Source organism: Brenneria roseae subsp. americana (assembly GCF_003115815.1).
GTDB lineage: Bacteria > Pseudomonadota > Gammaproteobacteria > Enterobacterales > Enterobacteriaceae > Brenneria > Brenneria roseae.
Genome location: NZ_QDKJ01000007.1, coordinates 222941 through 240638, shown reverse-complemented (window position 1 = coordinate 240638; position 17698 = coordinate 222941). Strand labels below are relative to the sequence as shown.

The 17698-nt window shown below is 52.5% G+C and carries 16 protein-coding genes; 10 read left to right on the top strand and 6 right to left on the bottom strand.

Features of this window, described 5'->3' with window-relative positions; genetic code table 11:
• Window positions 1-6: 6 nt before the first annotated feature.
• The 4 genes from B4923_RS11295 (at window position 7) to B4923_RS11280 (ending at window position 4649) form a co-directional block, all read left to right on the top strand.
• Window positions 7-996, top strand: coding sequence for an ABC transporter ATP-binding protein (locus tag B4923_RS11295; RefSeq protein ID WP_109054461.1), 990 nt, complete (start codon window positions 7-9; stop codon window positions 994-996).
• Entirely contained in the window at window positions 993-1883 is an 891-nt protein-coding gene (locus tag B4923_RS11290) for an ATP-binding cassette domain-containing protein (RefSeq protein ID WP_211313946.1), read from the top strand. The genes B4923_RS11295 and B4923_RS11290 overlap by 4 nt, the downstream gene beginning before the upstream one ends.
• A gap of 236 nt (window positions 1884-2119) precedes the next feature.
• Window positions 2120-3556 carry a M20 family metallopeptidase gene (locus tag B4923_RS11285; protein WP_109054460.1) on the top strand — a complete coding sequence of 479 codons (1437 nt, stop codon included), beginning with the start codon at window positions 2120-2122 and terminating at the stop codon, window positions 3554-3556.
• Between the two features lie 163 nt (window positions 3557-3719).
• Window positions 3720-4649: a LysR family transcriptional regulator gene (locus B4923_RS11280; RefSeq protein ID WP_109054459.1), complete on the top strand. Its 930-nt coding sequence runs from the start codon at window positions 3720-3722 to the stop codon at window positions 4647-4649.
• A gap of 39 nt (window positions 4650-4688) precedes the next feature.
• Here the strand turns inward: B4923_RS11280 and B4923_RS11275 are convergent, their stop codons facing one another.
• Window positions 4689-5702, bottom strand: coding sequence for a DMT family transporter (locus B4923_RS11275; RefSeq protein ID WP_109054458.1), 1014 nt, complete (start codon window positions 5700-5702; stop codon window positions 4689-4691).
• A 224-nt stretch (window positions 5703-5926) separates the two neighbouring features.
• Here B4923_RS11275 and B4923_RS11270 point away from each other — a divergent pair, with 224 nt between their 5' ends.
• Complete coding sequence (locus B4923_RS11270) at window positions 5927-6412, top strand: Lrp/AsnC family transcriptional regulator (RefSeq protein WP_109054457.1); 486 nt, start codon at window positions 5927-5929, stop codon at window positions 6410-6412.
• Between the two features lie 222 nt (window positions 6413-6634).
• Window positions 6635-7651, top strand: coding sequence for a 1-aminocyclopropane-1-carboxylate deaminase (locus tag B4923_RS11265; protein ID WP_109054456.1), 1017 nt, complete (start codon window positions 6635-6637; stop codon window positions 7649-7651).
• Window positions 7652-7691: 40 nt separating this feature from the next.
• Here the strand turns inward: B4923_RS11265 and B4923_RS11260 are convergent, their stop codons facing one another.
• Window positions 7692-8201 carry an Lrp/AsnC family transcriptional regulator gene (locus B4923_RS11260; protein ID WP_109054455.1) on the bottom strand — a complete coding sequence of 170 codons (510 nt, stop codon included), beginning with the start codon at window positions 8199-8201 and terminating at the stop codon, window positions 7692-7694.
• A 311-nt stretch (window positions 8202-8512) separates the two neighbouring features.
• On the opposite strand from B4923_RS11260, the gene B4923_RS11255 reads away from it, so the two are divergent.
• From B4923_RS11255 to B4923_RS11245, 3 genes are all read left to right on the top strand, one after another.
• The gene (locus B4923_RS11255; protein ID WP_109054454.1) at window positions 8513-9349 is read left to right on the top strand and encodes an ABC transporter substrate-binding protein; all 837 of its coding nucleotides are present in this window, start codon (window positions 8513-8515) and stop codon (window positions 9347-9349) included.
• Window positions 9350-9455: 106 nt separating this feature from the next.
• The gene (locus B4923_RS11250) at window positions 9456-10208 is read left to right on the top strand and encodes an amino acid ABC transporter permease (RefSeq protein WP_109054453.1); all 753 of its coding nucleotides are present in this window, start codon (window positions 9456-9458) and stop codon (window positions 10206-10208) included.
• 1 nt (window position 10209) lies between these two features.
• On the top strand, window positions 10210-10938 hold the full coding sequence (locus tag B4923_RS11245; RefSeq protein ID WP_109054452.1) for an amino acid ABC transporter permease: 729 nt from the start codon (window positions 10210-10212) through the stop codon (window positions 10936-10938).
• A 5-nt stretch (window positions 10939-10943) separates the two neighbouring features.
• Here B4923_RS11245 and yieH read toward each other — a convergent pair whose 3' ends face one another.
• Complete coding sequence (gene yieH / locus B4923_RS11240; RefSeq protein WP_109054451.1) at window positions 10944-11609, bottom strand: 6-phosphogluconate phosphatase; 666 nt, start codon at window positions 11607-11609, stop codon at window positions 10944-10946.
• A 398-nt stretch (window positions 11610-12007) separates the two neighbouring features.
• On the opposite strand from yieH, the gene B4923_RS11235 reads away from it, so the two are divergent.
• Window positions 12008-13345, top strand: a complete 1338-nt coding sequence (locus B4923_RS11235; RefSeq protein WP_109054450.1) for an NCS2 family permease — start codon at window positions 12008-12010, stop codon at window positions 13343-13345.
• Between the two features lie 109 nt (window positions 13346-13454).
• Here B4923_RS11235 and B4923_RS11230 read toward each other — a convergent pair whose 3' ends face one another.
• The 3 genes from B4923_RS11230 to aegA form a co-directional block, all read right to left on the bottom strand.
• Entirely contained in the window at window positions 13455-14198 is a 744-nt protein-coding gene (locus tag B4923_RS11230; protein WP_109054449.1) for a 4'-phosphopantetheinyl transferase family protein, read from the bottom strand.
• A gap of 343 nt (window positions 14199-14541) precedes the next feature.
• A complete protein-coding gene (locus tag B4923_RS11225) occupies window positions 14542-15060 on the bottom strand; it encodes a 4Fe-4S binding protein (protein WP_109054448.1) in 519 nt (172 codons plus the stop codon).
• Complete coding sequence (aegA, locus tag B4923_RS11220) at window positions 15060-17081, bottom strand: formate-dependent uric acid utilization protein AegA (RefSeq protein ID WP_109054447.1); 2022 nt, start codon at window positions 17079-17081, stop codon at window positions 15060-15062. Before aegA ends, B4923_RS11225 begins: the two co-directional genes overlap by 1 nt.
• Between the last annotated feature and the right edge of the window lie 617 nt (window positions 17082-17698).

The window sequence follows — 17698 nt, the reverse complement described above, 5'->3', positions numbered from 1 at the left end:
ATGGCCATGAAGAATGACATTTTGCTGGATGTAAAAAACCTGCGGGTTGATTTGCCCACGTCCCGGGGGACGCTGCACGCGGTGCGGGGTATTGATTTTGCGGTAAAGCGGGGTGAAATGCTGTGTCTGGTGGGTGAATCCGGTTGCGGTAAATCCATGACCTCGCTGGCGTTGATGGACTTGCTGCCGCGCAAAGCGGTACGCATGGCCGACAGTATGCATTTCAAGGGGATGGATTTGCTCTCGATGAAAAAACGCGATATCACCGCGCTGCGCGGCGATCAGATGTCGATGATTTTTCAGGAGCCGATGACGTCGCTCAATCCCTCTTTCACCCTGGGTAATCAGCTCTGTGAAACCCTGATGGCGCATCGTAAGGTATTGATGGCGGAAGCCAAAGACCGGGCCGTGTATCTGATGGAGCGGGTCGGGATCCCGATGGCGTCCGCCCGACTGAACCAGTACCCCCATCAGCTTTCCGGCGGTTTGCGGCAGCGCATCATGATTGCGATGGCGCTAATGTGCGAACCGGATCTGATTATTGCCGATGAACCCACCACCGCGCTGGACGTGACGATTCAGGCGCAGATTCTGCGGATGCTGCGTGAGCTTCAGCAGGAACTCGGTACGGCGGTGATTTTTATTACTCACGATCTGGGCGTCGTGGCGCGTATCGCCGATCGGGTGGCGGTGATGTATGCCGGACAGATTGTAGAAACCGCGCCGGTGATGGAACTGTTTACTCAGCCACAGCACCCCTATACCCGCGCGTTGCTCGACTGTATTCCCGTGCAGGGAAAAACCGTGCCGGGGCAGCCGCTGAAGGCGATTCCCGGCGTGGTGCCCAGCCTGGTTGGGGTACAAACAGGCTGCGCGTTCAGTAATCGCTGTTCCCATTGCAGCGATGCCTGTAGTCAGGAAACACCTTATGTTCAGGTGACATCCCATCATGAAGTGCGTTGCGTTCGGGCGTTGAAGAAGGCGGAGGTGGCATGAACAGTCAAGTGAATCAACATGCTGGCATCAATTACGAGCCGATACCTGCCGTGTTGCCAACGCATATTCCGGGTAATGATGATATTGCACTGGAGCTGTGTGCGTTGACCCGGGTGTTTCGACTGAATCGCGGCCTGTTTTCCCGCGCCGGTGAAATTCGCGCGGTGGATAACGTCTCTTTGCGCGTGCGTCGGGGCGAAACGCTCGGCCTGGTGGGGGAGTCAGGATGTGGAAAAAGCACGTTGGCAAAAATGCTGCTGGGGTTGCTGGAGCCCACATCCGGCAATGTCCTGATTGAAGGGCGCGAAATTGACGTCAGCCAGCGCAAGGAAATGGCATCCTGTATCCAGCCTATTTTTCAGGATCCCTATTCGTCTCTGAATCCACGGCGGACCGTTTCCGATATTGTGGAGGTGGCCCTGAACCTTCATGGGATCGGCACGCCGGATGAAAGAAAAGCGCGCGTCAAAGAGATGCTGGACGTAGTGGGCATGCCTGCCCGTACGCACAGCCAGTATCCCGGCCAGCTTTCCGGCGGTCAACGTCAGCGCGTGGCGATTGCCCGTGCGCTGATTATGCGGCCCGACATTCTGATTTGTGATGAACCGACCTCCGCGCTGGATGTTTCCGTTCAGGCGCAGATCCTCAATTTGCTGCTTGAGCTCAAACAGGAGTTTGGCCTCACTTATCTGCTCATCAGCCACAACCTGTCGGTGGTGGAACATCTGGTTGATCATGTGGCGGTGATGCAGAAAGGGGCGATTGTTGAACAGGGAACGCGTGAGCAGATTTTTCACTCGCCGCAGCATCCCTATACCCGATCGCTGCTGGCTTCCGTGCTGACGCCAGAGCCCGGGTTGGGTATTCCCGATATCGAACGCCATTAATTTATAAACGCACGATACGCATACCGTTCAAAGAAAGATTGATTTCCCCGGGTTTGCCTCGGGGAGAGACCTCCCTGCGAGCGTCTCCCCCGTGATTGAGCGGAAATAAATGGCTTGCCCGGGGCCGAATAACAGGCGCGGTAATACGCCGGAAAGTATTGCTGAAACAGGCATGCTTGTGTTTGCTCCAGGCATACTGCGATCCATGAATATCCAGAAAAGAGGACAGACTGAATATGAAGCGTGAAGAGATGATCCAGGCAACCGTTGATTATTTTGGTTCAGGAAAATTCGAAGAGACGCTGGCGCGCCGGGTGGCATTTCGAACGGAAAGTCAGAACACTGACAGTGGGCCGCTTCTGATGTCTTATCTGACGGATGAAATGATCCCGACGTTGCAGGCCCTGTCATTTGAATGCCTGCTGGTTGAAAACCCGGTTAACGAAAGAAGCCCTTTTTTACTGGCCCGACGCATTGAGCCTCAGGCGGAATTGACGCTGTTAACCTACGGCCACGGTGATGTTGTGCGGGGATACGATGAACAGTGGCGTGAAGGTTTATCGCCCTGGGAAATGGTTAAAGACGATAATCGCTGGTATGGCCGCGGCACGGCGGACAATAAAGGTCAGCACACCATTAATCTGGCGGCGCTGGAACAGGTATTGAAAGCCCGGGGTGGCCAATTGGGCTACAACGTGAAAATCATTCTGGAAATGGGCGAGGAAGATGGTTCACCGGGGCTGGACGCGATCTGCGAGCAATACCGCGACTGGCTGGCCGCCGATCTGTTCATTGCCTCGGACGGCCCGCGGGTGTCAGCCTCCCGGCCAACGCTGTTTCTCGGGTCCCGCGGAGTGTTCAACTTCGAGCTACAGTTGAATTTACGCGAAGGCGCCCACCATTCCGGTAACTGGGGCGGTCTGTTGAGCAATCCGGGAATTCGACTGGCTCACGCGATTGCCAGCATGGTGGATGAGCATGGCCGGATCCTGATCCCGGGTCTTCGTCCTCCTGCGCTCTCCGATAACATGCGTCAAGTGCTGTCGGATATTGAATTGGGCGGCGGGCCGACAGATCCGGTCATCGACGCCCAATGGGGAGAACCCGGTCTGACCGCCGCCGAGAAAGTCTACGGCTGGAATACGCTGGATGTACTGGCGTTCGTCACCGGCAATCCGGATAAACCGGCCCATGCTATCCCGCCGCAGGCGAAAGCGCATTGCCATATGCGCTATGTTATGGGCTGCGACGTGGCGAATTTTACCCGGCATATTCGACGCCATCTTGATGCTAACGGTTTTGAAGATGTCGAAATAATGAACGATGCCAGTCATTACAAGGCCACCCGGCTGAATCTTAATGACCCGTGGGTGGAATGGGGCATGACGTCAATCCAGCATTCGGTCGGTGCCAAGGTGGCGGTATTGCCTAACTTTGGCGGGGGGCTACCCAATGCCTGCTTTTCGGAGACGCTGGGATTGCCAACGCTGTGGGTGCCGCACTCTTACCCGGCATGTTCCCAGCATGCCCCGAACGAACATATTTTAGTTGATATGACGCTTGAGGCGCTCAAAATCATGGCCGGCCTGTTCTGGGATCTGGCGGAACAAGGGGCGGATATCGCCAAAGCGCGTTTACAGATGGAGAAACCGCAGTCGGTAGCGGCGCTATAAATCAGCTGGTTGGCTGTCGGGGACGAGGCGCATGGATGCCGCCTCACGCCGAAACGGTATTGAACCATCAGCCAGAACAGATGAGTATTATTCTCCCGATCCGCATTTGTCTATGATGAGCCTATTGCGGTTGAGTCATCGTTAAACACAAGGCGGAGAGCTCATGCATAGCAACGAAATTCGTTATTTTATGGCGGTGGCGAGCACCGGGTCACTGAGCGCGGCCAGCCAGCAGCTGTTTGTGGCCGTCTCGGCGATCAGTCGGCAGATCCAGATGCTGGAAACCCGTCTGGGGGTGCCTTTGTTTGAGCGCCATGCCCGCGGTATGATCCTGAACGATGCCGGGCATATTCTGGAAAATCATGTCCGCCGCAGTATCGTCGATATGGAATTGGCGATTGCTGAAATTGAGGGGCTAAAATCTTCCCGTCAAACCACGATTCGCATCGTGTGTACCGATGGTATTGCGTTCAATCTGTTGCCGACGCTGCTGGCGAAATACCGGCTACAGCATCCCGAGGTCAATTTTGTACTGACGGTTGGCAGCGCCAGACAGGTTCCCGAACTGGTTCGCCACGGTGAATGCGATGTGGCGCTGAAGTTCAGCCTGTCCCCTGAACACGGTATTAAGGTGATGTCGTCATTTTCCGCTCCGTTTATGGTGGTCATGAAGGACGATCACCCGCTGGCGTCCAGGGATTTTCAGCTGGCTGACCTTAATGCGTTTCCTGTCGTTCTGCCCGATCAGGCGGCAACGGTGCGCCAACTGTTTGATCTCTCATGTCGTATGAGCGGTGTTTTCATCGATCCCGTTTTTACCTGCAATCACTTTTCGACTCTGTATACCTTTTTGCTTAATACCCCGAATGCGATCGCCATATGCAGTCATTTCTCCGTGTTATACAGCGCCCGGCGTGATGGTTTGCAGGTGAAGTCCGTCAGTCTGGAGCAGTTGGGCCAGCGGGCTTTGCTGATCCAGACGGAGGTCAACAAACCGGTGACTGCGGTGCTGAGAAGCTTTTTTGATTTCTTACACGATGAGCTGGTGATGCAGGATGCACTGTTTCGTCAGGAGTACCAACTTCAGGCATGATGATTCTCCGGCAAAACAGGTACATCGGCATCATGTGCGTCAGTCCGGTTCTGGTTGCGGTTTGATTGGCAGTAAGGCGGCCTGTTTCGCAGCCGGTCGTGATTTGTTCAGCGTGACGACCAGCATGCCGATAACAATGGCGGTGACGCCCAGCACTAATCCCGGCGTTAACGACTCACCGAGAAACGCCACGGAGATAAACAGCCCGACGAGCGGGACGCACAGCATGGAGGATGCCATGCTGGTGCTGGAGATCCACTGACTTGCCGCGTTAACCGCGCAGAAGCAGAACGCGGTGGCGAGCGGCCCGACAAACAGCGAAATTTCCCATAAACGCGCGGAGTTGTCCCCGGTATAAGGGCCTTCTTTGTACCAGGCGATGATAATCAAGGGGAGGGTGGCAATCAGCATTTGCCAGGGCGCGAGATGATAAGCGCTGGAGGCTCCCCGGTAATAACGCAGATGCAGAATGCAAATGGCCCAGCACAGCGATGCGAGTAACAGCAGTACGTTGGCCCACAGCACGTTACTGTCCGTCCAGTCCAGCGTCAGAGGATTGAACAGAATGGCGACCCCTGCGATGCCCATCAACGTCCCCATCAGTTCCTGACGGGTTACTTTTTGCCGGAAAAACAGAATAGCGCCTGGCAATACCCACAGTGGGGTGGTATAGGCAAGAATCGCGGAGCGCCCGGCGGGGATCTCGATCATGGCGATGGCGCCCAGCGCAGTAAAACTCAGCATTTGCAGCAGTCCGACGCTGAATAACAGCGGGATGTCCCGACGTTTGGGCAGCTTTAGCGTGCCGGTCACGATCTGGATAAAGAACAGACACAATCCGCCTAATGCGAAGCGTAATGCGGAAAACCAGAGCGGAGTAATATGCTCCAGACCGAGCTTCATGACCGGCCAATTGGTTCCCCAGACCAGAATGGCCAGCAGCAGCAGGAAAAGGCCGCCAACCTGATGTAGTGATAATCCCGCTGGCAATATTGCGGCCAATGGTTGTTTTTGCCAGATAATTTTCTTATTTCTTAACGAGGGATAAATCATTTTATATTTCCGTTCGTCATAAAATATCTTGATGGCTAACCTTCAGTTTTTAATATCTAAAACAGCTCTGATTTTCAGAACAAAAAAATAAGGTTGCCAGAAGATGGGATAAAACCAGTTTATTATTTTTCTGACGGAAATATTTTCTGTTATTCGCTGTGATATGTTTATTTTCAGAATGATTTTTTCGATCAACCGTTCATTGACAGTAAAGGTTTTCTTTTATGCGTAAACTGGATAAAACCGATATCAGTATCCTTAATAAGTTGCAGGAAAATGCCAGGATCACTCATGTTGACCTGGCCCGTGCCGTGAATCTTTCCACCACCCCCTGTTTTAACCGGGTGAAAGCGCTCGAAGAACTCGGCCTTATCCGCCAACAGGTCACGCTGCTCTCGCCCGAGCGTCTGGGGCTGCATGTTAATGTGTTTATCCATGTCAGTCTGGATCGGCAGGTGGAAGCGGCGTTGCAGCAGTTCGAACAGGCTATTTCGGCGTGTCCGGAAGTGATGGAGTGCTATCTGATGACGGGCGATGCGGATTACCTTCTTCGTGTTCTTGTTAAAAATATCAATGAGATAGAACACTTTATTCTTCATCATCTGACGCGAATTCCTGGCGTAGCCAATATTCGCTCCAGCTTTGCGCTTAAGCAGGTTCGCTACAAAACGACACTGCCTTTACCCCCGGAAGGGATGATGCTGCCGTAGATGGATAGAGTGGTGTTAATTTTATTTCGTTTTTTCTGTTTTTTGGGAAATTACTTCATTGATGGTTGGTTTTTTATGAAATTTTTATGAAAAAATCGGAATGATTTAGCAATTTAAATTCATTCGATATTAGGTAATATGACCACATGGCGTGACGGTATTTCCCTGCGAAATATTCACAACCTGCGGCTAATTCTACCCATTATTTACCGGAGCCTTATTATGAATCTGGAAAAATTCCCACGTTATCCATTAACTTTTGGCCCCTCTCCTATTACGCCAATGAAACGGCTCAGTGAATATTTAGGCGGGGATGTAGAAATATATGCCAAGCGTGAAGATTGTAATAGTGGTCTGGCATTCGGCGGAAATAAAATACGTAAACTGGAATACCTTATTCCGGAAGCATTAGAACAAGGTTGTGATACGCTGGTTTCTATTGGCGGTATTCAGTCTAACCAGACGCGACAAGTTGCCGCTGTCGCTGCGCATCTGGGAATGAAATGTATTCTGGTGCAAGAGAACTGGGTTAATTATGCCGATGCCGTTTATGATCGCGTCGGTAATATAGAATTATCCCGTATCATGGGCGCGGATGTTCGTTTGGATGCCGCCGGTTTTGATATTGGTATTCGTGAAAGTTGGAAAAACGCCATGGAAGAAGCATCACAAAATGGCGGTAACCCGTTCCCGATCCCTGCCGGTTGCTCTGAGCATCCCTATGGTGGTTTAGGTTTCGTCGGCTTTGCCGAAGAAGTGCGCCAGCAGGAAAAAGAACTGGGCTTCAAGTTTGACTATATCGTGGTGTGTTCCGTTACCGGCAGTACCCAGGCGGGTATGGTCGTCGGATTCGCCGCAGATGGCCGCTCACGGAACGTTATCGGCATTGATGCATCGGCAAAACCGGAAAAAACCAAAGCGCAGATTCTGCGTATTGCGCAGAACACCGCCAATCTGGTCGAACTGGGCCGGGAAATCACTGAAGAGGATGTGGTGCTGGATACCCGCTATGGTGGCCCTGAATACGGTCTGCCGAATGAAGGTACGCTGGAAGCCATACGTTTGTGCGCCCGTATGGAAGGGGTGATGACCGATCCGGTGTATGAAGGCAAATCCATGCAGGGCATGATTGGTATGATCCGCAACGGTGAGTTTCCGAAGGGATCGAAAGTTCTGTATGCCCATCTGGGCGGGGCGCCGGCACTGAGCGCTTACAGCTATATTTTCCGTAATGGCTGAGTTGCGGAACGTCAGGCCCGACTATCGGGCCTGAGCTTTTTCAGAACGTCAGTTGCGTGGTGGAAAGCACTTCCCTTAGCCCAATAAAGGAACGGATCTGACGAACGCCGGGCAGAAAGAGCAATTGTTCCGCGTGCAGGCGGTTGAAACTCTGATTGTCTTTTGTCCTGATCATCAAAATGTAATCGAACTCGCCCGTCACCACGTGACACTCCATACAGCCGCTGATCTTCTGGACGGAAGCCTCAAAATCTTCAAATGAGCTTGGCGTCGAACGATCCAGCACCACCCCAATCAATACCACCAGACCAGCATTAAGCGCTGCCGGGTTCAGTAACGCCACAAATCCTTTTATCAGGCCAATTTGCCTGAGTCGCTCAACCCGCCTCAGGCAGGCTGGCGGACTGAGATTGACTTTCTCCGCCAGTGCGACGTTGGAGATGGAAGAGTCGGCCTGCAAAATACGCAGGATCGCGGTATCAAAACGGTCCAGTTCGTAAGACTTCTTATCGTCTGCCGAAGGTAGGGTGCTCGGGGTTTTCTCTTTCATTCAGGACGTCCTACTGGCGTATGGCGATGTTTGATTTTGTTATCACATCGATTCAGATAATTAATCTACGGGTTTTTAGTCATGGGGTTAATAAAAATAAGAAAATCATCTGTCTGAACGCAATAAATCGCATCCGCCGTGGCGGCGGTTTCTGGTGCCAATAAATACGGACAATCGCACGTTATCTGTCAGAATAATCTGCCAGAAACCCAATGTAACATAAGGTTATATTATAGCTGTTTATGTTATTTCCCGGTTTTTCTCCCTGCTGATAGCCTGCAATCAATCACTTAAACGCTCAGGGGCTGGGAATGAAAAAACGTATTGTGGCATTGGCATTGATGGCGGGATTCGCGTCTCTTTCAGGTGTGGCGCAGGCGGATAAGCTGGACGATATTCAAAAAGCAGGCGTGGTCAGGATTGCGGTTTTTGACAGCAACCCACCGTTTGGTTACGTCGATCCGCAGAGCAAAAAGCTGGTGGGGTACGATGTTGACATTGCCGAAGAGATTGGCAAGGCGCTGGGCGTGAAGGTGGAGCTGCGAGCGACTAACCCAGCCAACCGTATTCCGCTGCTCAGTTCCAATAAGGTGGATCTGATCGCTGCAAACTTTACCATTACCGATGAGCGTGCCAAACAGGTTAATTTCAGCATTCCCTATTTCGCAACCGGACAGAAATTCATTGCCCGTAAAGGGGTTCTGAAAACGCCGGAGGACATTAGGGCGCTGCGTATCGGTGCGGATAAAGGCACGGTGCAGGAAATTACGCTGCGGGAGCATTATCCTACCGCGAAGGTGATCTCCTATGATGACACGCCGCTGGCGTTTGCTGCGTTACGCAACGGCAACGTTCAAGCCATTACTCAGGATGATGCGAAACTGGTCGGGTTGCTGGCTAACGTGCCGGATGCGCAAAAAGCCGATTTTGAGATTTCTCCTTTTAGCATTACCAAAGAATATCAAGGTGTTGGTATTCCTAAAGACGAGGAGCGCCTGACGGAGAAAGTTAACGAAACCCTGTTGAATCTGGAAAAACAGGGTGAGGCGAAAACGATTTACGATCGCTGGTTTGGACCGGCGACAAAATCAGCGCAGCCGCGTGGTGATTTCACTTTCGCCCCGCTGGATCAGCAGCCGAAAGCCTGATTTTTAGACTGACGACGTCATTTTTAGCCCTCTGCTTTGCAGGGGGCGCTTTGTTTTATGGTAATAATTGTTGTTTATGGCGTGTGCTTGATAAAATTAGCGGCTTATGAAACTGACAAACACGGCACTGCAATACATTGAGGAATGGCTGCTGGCCCCTCACTATCTTGGCTGGCTCTGGCAAGGTTTTCTGATCACGCTGTGGATTTCCTTTTGTACGATCGTTCTGGCGACCTCGCTGGGCTTCTTACTGGCGACGGCCAGAGATAGCCAGGTGAAGGCGCTACGCTATGCAGTGATGGCATACAGCTCTCTTTTCCGTAATACCCCTTTGTTGATACAGCTTTTTTTCTGGTATTTCGGCGCAGGCCAACTGTTTCCCTCGGTAATGATGCAGTGGTTGAATACGCCGCATGACATCACCCTGTTCGGGATAAGCCTGGCGTGGCCATCATTTGAATTTCTGGCCGGCCTGTTTGGACTGACGCTCTATTCCAGCGCTTTTATTGCGGAAGAAATCCGTGCAGGCATTGGCGGCGTGGCGCGCGGACAAAAATATGCGGCACAGGCGCTGGGGCTCACGGTTTGGCAATCCATGCGTCATGTGGTGCTGCCACAGGCATTGAGAATCGCTTTACCGCCGTTGCTGGGGCAATACATGAATGTAATCAAGAACTCTTCTCTGGCGATGGCGATCGGCGTCGCCGAACTGTCTTACGCCTCGCGTCAGGTGGAAACTGAAACCCTGCGTACTTTTCAGGCGTTTGGCGTCGCTACCGTGCTGTACATCGCGATTATTGCGCTGATGGAAGGTTGGGGTATGTGGCGTCAGCAACGTAATCTGGCAGAGAGACACTGAGATGGATTTTACGATTATTACCGACAACTTCAGCTACCTGATGTGGGGCACCTTTCCTGACGGCCCGCTCGGCGGGGCGGCGCTGACGCTGTTGATGAGTCTGCTGGCGGGCATCGTCTCCGCACTGCTGGGCACGATCATGGGGATTGCGTTGGCCATGTCCCGCGGCGTATGGGCGGCGATTCTGGCGACGATTCTTGGTTTCTTCCGGGCCATTCCGGTAATCATGCTGATTTTCTGGACCTATTTTCTACTGCCGATTCTCTTTGGCGTGGATATTCCGGAGATCACCACGGTTGTGTGCGCACTGGCGCTGATTGCGTCGGCCTATCTGGCCCACGGCGTAAAAGCGGGGATTGTCGCGATCGGCCGCGGACAGTGGCAGGCGGGTTTATCGCTGGGATTCACGCGTTGGGAAGTCTTGTGGACTATCGTTTTGCCACAGGCGCTGCGGATGATGGTGCCGTCGTTTATCAACCAATGGATTTCCCTGATTAAAGATACGTCGCTGGCTTACATCGTCGGCGTGGGTGAGTTGACGTTCCTGGCGACACAGGTGAATAATCGCAGCATGGTTTACCCCATGGAGGTGTTCCTGTTTGTCGCGCTGGTCTATTTTGTGTTTTGTCTGTCTCTGGAACTGCTGGCAAACGGGGTTAACAAGCGCTTTAGCCAGCAGGAAAAACAGCCAAAACGCTCGTGGTTACGGTGGCGAAACACGCCGGCCTGATGACATTACGACACGATATCCCAGCCTCTTTCCCGCCATAGCTGCGGCAATGCCTTCATGTCATCAAATGGGGTGACCAGCGGGTGGTGAATCGGCATGTTGTGCGGATCGGCGCAGTAGTAGAAAACCGGGATCCCGGCGGCGATACCGGCCTGGACGCCGGATGGCGAGTCTTCCACCAGAATACCGTGTTGAACCGGCACCTGCATTTGCTCGGCGGCATAGAATATCACGGCGGGATCGGGCTTCCATTTTTGCAGGTCGTAACCGCTGTAGAGGTGGTCGCCAAAGAATTTGAGCATATCGGTCAGTCCCAGCGACTGCTGCATCTTGCTGACCGGGCCGTTGGACACCACCGCCATCGGTACCTTGATCGACTGAACCAGCTCGCGCGCCCCATTGATCGGCCGCAGCGATTCGTCAAACAGGCGCTTAACGTCTTGCCGATAATGGCGCTCGGCCTCTTCCATGGATATCGTCAGCCCGTATTGCTGGCTGATACGGGCAATAATTTCGTGCAGCTTCACGCCCTTGTAGGTTTTTATCACCTCATCCACAGATAACTCCACGCCATAAGGGATAAAAACATTCACATAAGCCTGACAGCACAACACTTCGCTATCTACCAGTGTGCCGTCACAGTCAAAGAATACGCACTCAATACGGGACATGAAGGATCCTTATCGATGAAATTAAAAAGTCAGTCCCTACTTTAACCAACTGGCTCAATATTGCGACTACAACCCGTCATCTTTTCAGTCTATATACCCGTCATACTTCAAGTTGCATGTGCGTTGGCTGCGCTCAGTCACCCGAATCACTTACCTGAGTAAGCTCATCGGGATTAATGAGAGACATCCTGTCTCTCACCGAAGGCCAGCCGTTGGCTGTTCAAATTCGTTCCCGCCGAATTTGTCCTTCCCTTGCCGCCTTCCTGCAACTCGAATTATTTAGGGTATAGATAGGTTGTTCTTATAGAATGAAAAAAAATGAGGAATCAGCGCTATATAGACAGCATTTTGTTATAGGATACGCGACGACCATCATTCCCTTCATTGGATCGTTGATAATGAATAAATCACAAACTGGTCGTGCTTCTGAGCAAGGCTTGCTGGAGCGCGTATTTAAGTTACAGCAGCATGGCACTACCGCACGAACTGAAACGATAGCGGGCTTCACCACATTTCTGACGATGGTATACATCGTTTTTGTTAACCCGCAAATTCTGGGCGCGGCTGGCATGGATACCAAAGCGGTATTTGTCACCACCTGTCTGATTGCGGCATTCGGCAGTATCCTGATGGGCCTGCTGGCTAACCTGCCGGTGGCGCTGGCGCCGGCGATGGGGCTGAACGCCTTCTTTGCGTTTGTGGTGGTCGGAGCCATGGGGCTTTCATGGCAGGTTGCCATGGGTGCTATTTTCTGGGGCGCAATCGGTTTCCTTTTGCTGACGGTTTTCCAGATCCGTTACTGGATGATTGCCAATATTCCACTCAGCCTGCGTCTTGGTATTGCCAGCGGTATCGGTCTGTTTATCGCCATGATGGGGTTAAAAAACGCCGGCATTATCGTGCCTAACGCTGAAACGCTGGTGACTATCGGTAATCTGACGTCGCACAGCGTACTGTTGGGCGCACTGGGTTTCTTCATTATTGTGGCTCTGGCGTCTCGTAATATTCATGCGGCGGTGCTGGTTTCTATCGTGGTGACCACATCAATTGGCCTGCTGCTGGGTGACGTTCAGTTTTCAGGCGTCTTCTCGATGCCGCCCAGCGTGACCTCCGTCGTGGGACAGGTTGACCTGGCCGGCGCACTGAATCTGGGTCTGTCCGGGGTTATTTTCTCTTTTATGCTGGTTAACCTGTTCGACTCTTCCGGCACCCTGATCGGCGTGACGGATAAAGCCGGTCTGGTGGATGCCCGTGGCAAGTTCCCTCGCATGAAGCAGGCGCTGTATGTGGACAGCATCAGCTCTGTCGCCGGCTCCTTTATCGGTACGTCATCGGTAACGGCTTATATCGAAAGCTCTTCCGGGGTGTCCGTTGGCGGTCGTACCGGGTTGACCGCGGTTGTCGTGGGCCTCTTGTTCTTGCTGGTTATCTTCCTGTCGCCGCTGGCGGGGATGGTGCCGGCTTACGCTGCGGCTGGCGCGCTGATTTACGTTGGCGTGTTGATGACATCCAGTCTGGCGCGGGTGAAATGGGATGATTTAACGGAAGCCGTACCGGCTTTTATTACGGCCGTGATGATGCCGTTTAGCTTCTCGATTACCGAGGGTATTGCATTAGGCTTTATCTCTTACTGCGTGATGAAGCTGGCAACGGGCCGCTGGCGTGAAATCAGCCCATGCGTGGTGGTTGTCGCGCTGCTGTTCCTGTTAAAAATCATTTTTATCGACGCGCATTAATTTCCTTTGGCTCCGGGGATTTTCCCCCGGGGCCGTTGTTCAGACCGCGTTTTAATTTATTGCAATGCGCCGGCCCCTCCGGGATCGGATGGGCGTTTGGTGTCGTGTGCTACTGAGACAAGGCGGAGGTCGCCTTTTCAATCGTGTGGCTGGTCAGTTTCATATAACGTACAGACTGACGCTGTTGGTGTACGATTTCTCCCGTCTTCTTCACCCCTGATTCCGATGCGTATTCCCACATTACCAGCCGATTTAGCGTTGGAACATGCGCGCATGCCCATGCCAGATAATCATCAATATCACTGATCACTTCAACGGCGGGCACCCCGTTTGACCGCAGCCGTCCGGATGCGGGATGCAGTTTAAGGTTTTCCGGGCGACTGCCGTTCAGGCCGGGGATTTTCATCAAGGACTGGCGAATGGTGCACAGTTGTGTGGCGGCCTCAAGGGGATCGCGTTGCGCATCAATCCAGGCTTTCTCCGCCAGCGTCTGGGCCTGCATATGAGGCGGGGTCTGGTTATTGGGCCGAACGTGCACAATTTCGATATCCATACCGACAAAACCGTCTTCGCTCAACAGAATGGCAATGGTATTGCCCGCGTAGCCCAGGCTGAAGTTGGGAAGCTGGGGATCGGCAAAGTAGGGGCGACCGTCAGGGGATGAAAGCAAAGGCGGTAATCGCGGATAGCCAAAAAAGTAGAACATCATCTCCGCCAGCAACGCCCGGCTTTTCAAATAGCGCTCGCGGCGCTTGGCTGAAAAGCCCTGCGTCGATGAAATGAGTTCATCTGATAATCTTCGCAGATCGGAAAGCGCTTCCGTGCTGGTCCACCTGACAAAATGACAGGTCATTGTTCACTCCGTGATAATGATAAAAATTACGATTCGGTTGGATCTTACTCAGAGACAGATACCCGGCCTAGGTCAAACAGGGTATATCAGATGCATATTATCAGACTAATATATGAACTAAAGAGAAATCGGCGGATAAATCGGCGATTATTTTTTATTAAGTGCAACGATTTTCCGGTATCCATCCCTTCATCCCTGTGAGTGCTCAACGTCAGCGCAGGGTTTCAGAAACCGCGCCACCGGTTACCCGCCTATTTCAGGGGCTTTTATCCTCGTATAAACATCCCGGATATTTTTGTGCGCGGGAATGACTGTAATGGTCGGGAATGTCATCACCCCACGGCTAAAACAGCCGGATATCCCGGTAACCTTGCGCCGAACGTCGCTGCTTCTCATACGTTCTCTGATGCAATTCATCCGATGTCACCAGCCTGAGTGCGGATGTTGGACAGACCTTGACGCAGGAAGGGCTATCAGCAACGCCGACACATAAATCGCATTTATGCGCTTCACTTTTCGTCGCCGTGGCTTGTTCACTGGTTACCACGATGTTGATGGCCCCGAAAGGACAGGCGATGACGCAGCTTTTGCAGCCGATGCAGCGTGACTGGATCACCTGAATACTGTCATGGTCGCGGACCAGCGCATCATGAGGACAAGCGCTGGCGCATGGGGCGTTCTCACACTGATGACAAAGAACGGGTACGCTGACGCTTGCGCTTTTTATCACTTTTAAGCGGGGAAAAAAGTGAGTGGATCGCAGTTTCGCGCTATTGCCGCCAGCGTGTGCCACCGCACAGGCTATTTCGCAGGTTCGACAGCCGATACACTTCTCCGCATCGGCGATAACGAATTGATTCATTACAGCGTTTCCTCTCGGGATGAGTTGAAATCGGATACGAGCGACGTTGCCGGCATGGCTGATGGGCGGGTTTTTAATCCCATGGCTTCAATCATCCCCATTGCCGCTTTACGGCCATCGGCAATCGCGGTGACCACCAGATCGGCTCCGCGCACGGCGTCGCCTCCGGCAAAGATCTGCGGGTGATTGGTCTGGCAAGGAATACGCCCACTGGCTGGCGCGGTAATGTGTCCCCAGCTATCCAGCGCGACGTCTGCTTCTTCCAGCCAGGGCATACTGTGTGCCTGAAAGCCGAAAGCGGTAATGACGGCATCGGCAGGTTGTACAAATTCGGACCCCGGAATGGGACGGGGGCGGCGACGCCCGCTGGCATCGGGTTCGCCCAGTTCGGTGCGAACCAGACTGATGCCGCAGACTTCTCCCTGTTCATTCAGGCAAATTTTCTGCGGTTGTACGTTGAACATAAATTCAACGCCTTCTTCCCGCGAGTTTTTCACCTCTTTTTTCGAGCCGGGCATATTGGCTTCATCGCGGCGATAGGCGCAGGTGACGGACACGGCCCCCTGACGGACCGAGGTGCGCAGACAGTCCATGGCGGTATCTCCACCGCCCAGCACCACAACCCGTTTTCCCTCCATAGAGATATAGGGTTCGTCTTCAAGCTCGGGTAATCCCATCACGCGCTTGGTATTGGCAATCAGGAACGGCAGCGCATCGAAAACGCCGGGCGCATCTTCATTTTCAAGACCTGCCTTCATCGAACGGTAGGTTCCCACGCCGAGAAAGACCGTATCAAACTCGTTCAGGAGCTGGGCGAGTGAAATATCTTTGCCTACCTCGGTATTTAATTGAAACTCAATGCCCATCGCGCTGAAAACCTCACGGCGGCGAGTCAGCACTTGTTTATCCAGTTTGAAAGGAGGAATGCCGAATGTCAGCAGGCCGCCAATTTCCGGATGACGATCGAATACTACAGCCTGAACGCCATTGCGGATCAGGACATCGGCACAGGCCAATCCCGCCGGCCCTGCGCCAATAATGGCGGCGCGCTTGCCGCTGGGCGCAACCTGCGTTGTGTCCGGAATCCAGCCCATTTCCATGGCGGTGTCGGTAATATAACGTTCAATGTTGCCGACGGTGACGGCACCGTACTCTTTACCCAGCGTACAGGAACCTTCGCATAACCGATCTTGCGGACAAACCCGGCCGCAGATTTCCGGCAGGCTGCTGGTCTGGTGAGACAGTTCGACGGCTTCCAGAATCCGCCCCTGTTTGGCCAGTTTCAGCAATTCCGGAATATTGTTGTGCAGAGGACAGGTCCACTCACAGATGGAATGTTTCCCGCAGGAGAGGCAGCGATCTGCCTGATCCTGCGTCTGCTGAGGCGTAAAGCCGTGATAGATTTCATCAAACGTGGTTTTTCGTTGTGTCAGCGGTTTTTTTTCTGCCTCGAACCGAGGCCAGTTTTTCCTGCGATTCAACGGGTTGCGTGACTCGGCTTTACCGGCTGGTATGGCTCGCTGCCAATGTGCTGATGAACGCAGTGCCATGTTTTGCTGCTTTTCACGACGGCGCGCTTCCAGAGTTTGTTCGCTGACCAATTGCAGGGCTTGTGTCGGGCAGGCTTCCACACAGGCTTGTCCCTGCGGGCGATCGGCGCAGAGATCGCATTTATGTGCCGTCGTGGCGCGAGTCGTGGCGTTGGTGACAATCGACATGGCGCCAAACGGGCAGGCCAGCACACAGGTTTTGCAACCAATACATCTTTCTTTAATGAGTTGAATACTATTGTCTTTTCTCACCAGCGCCTGAGTCGGGCAAACGCTGGCGCAGGGCGCGTCTTCGCAGTGGCGGCAGGTAACCGCAGAGCGCAGTTCGTGGGTATTGAAGGCTTTTATTCTGGGCTGGAACAGCCCGGCGCTGGTTGGGTATTGTTCATTGTTGTGTGAAATAACGCAGGCGATTTCACAGGCGCGACAACCCATACAATCCTGAGCATTGGCAATAACAAACCTATTCATAACCTCTCCCGACACAATATACCTAAAAGGAACACAGAGGCGACGAAGCCCAAACAGCCTATACCCTTCATCTTTCAAGTTGCAGATGCGACGGCCCACAGGGGTCGAGCATGGATGCCCGTCATAAATCTATTGGGTATATCTGGCGTATTTTTGCTGCGTACGAATGCGTCAAATGTAAGTAATTACTCACATCCAGAACGGCATTTTCTGCTGTTTAGCGTTCGATTTTTTGTCTGGTCACCCAGAAAGTGGTTTGGAAGGGGTTGGCAAGGATCTCGTCAGGAGAAAATACAACTATCCCCCCATTTATTACTTTCATCCTAATGATTTTGATGCGCTGTTACTTTGATGTAGCGCATGTAAAAAGCTGGTTAATGTAAAAGAATGTAATGAAAAAATAGTGAATCGATTCAGTTAGTTGTCATCCGATTTTTACCTTTATGTTACCTTAAAGAACACCTTGATTTTTACCCGGTTTTTACTCGAACGATCGGTTTCTGAACGTAAAGTAAAAGGGTCATTTATTTGCTGGTTGAGTGAAGAAATAAGTGGTTACTTTTACTTACAATACTCATAATATCGCATGCTATTCAACGGCGGTATTCATCACGGGA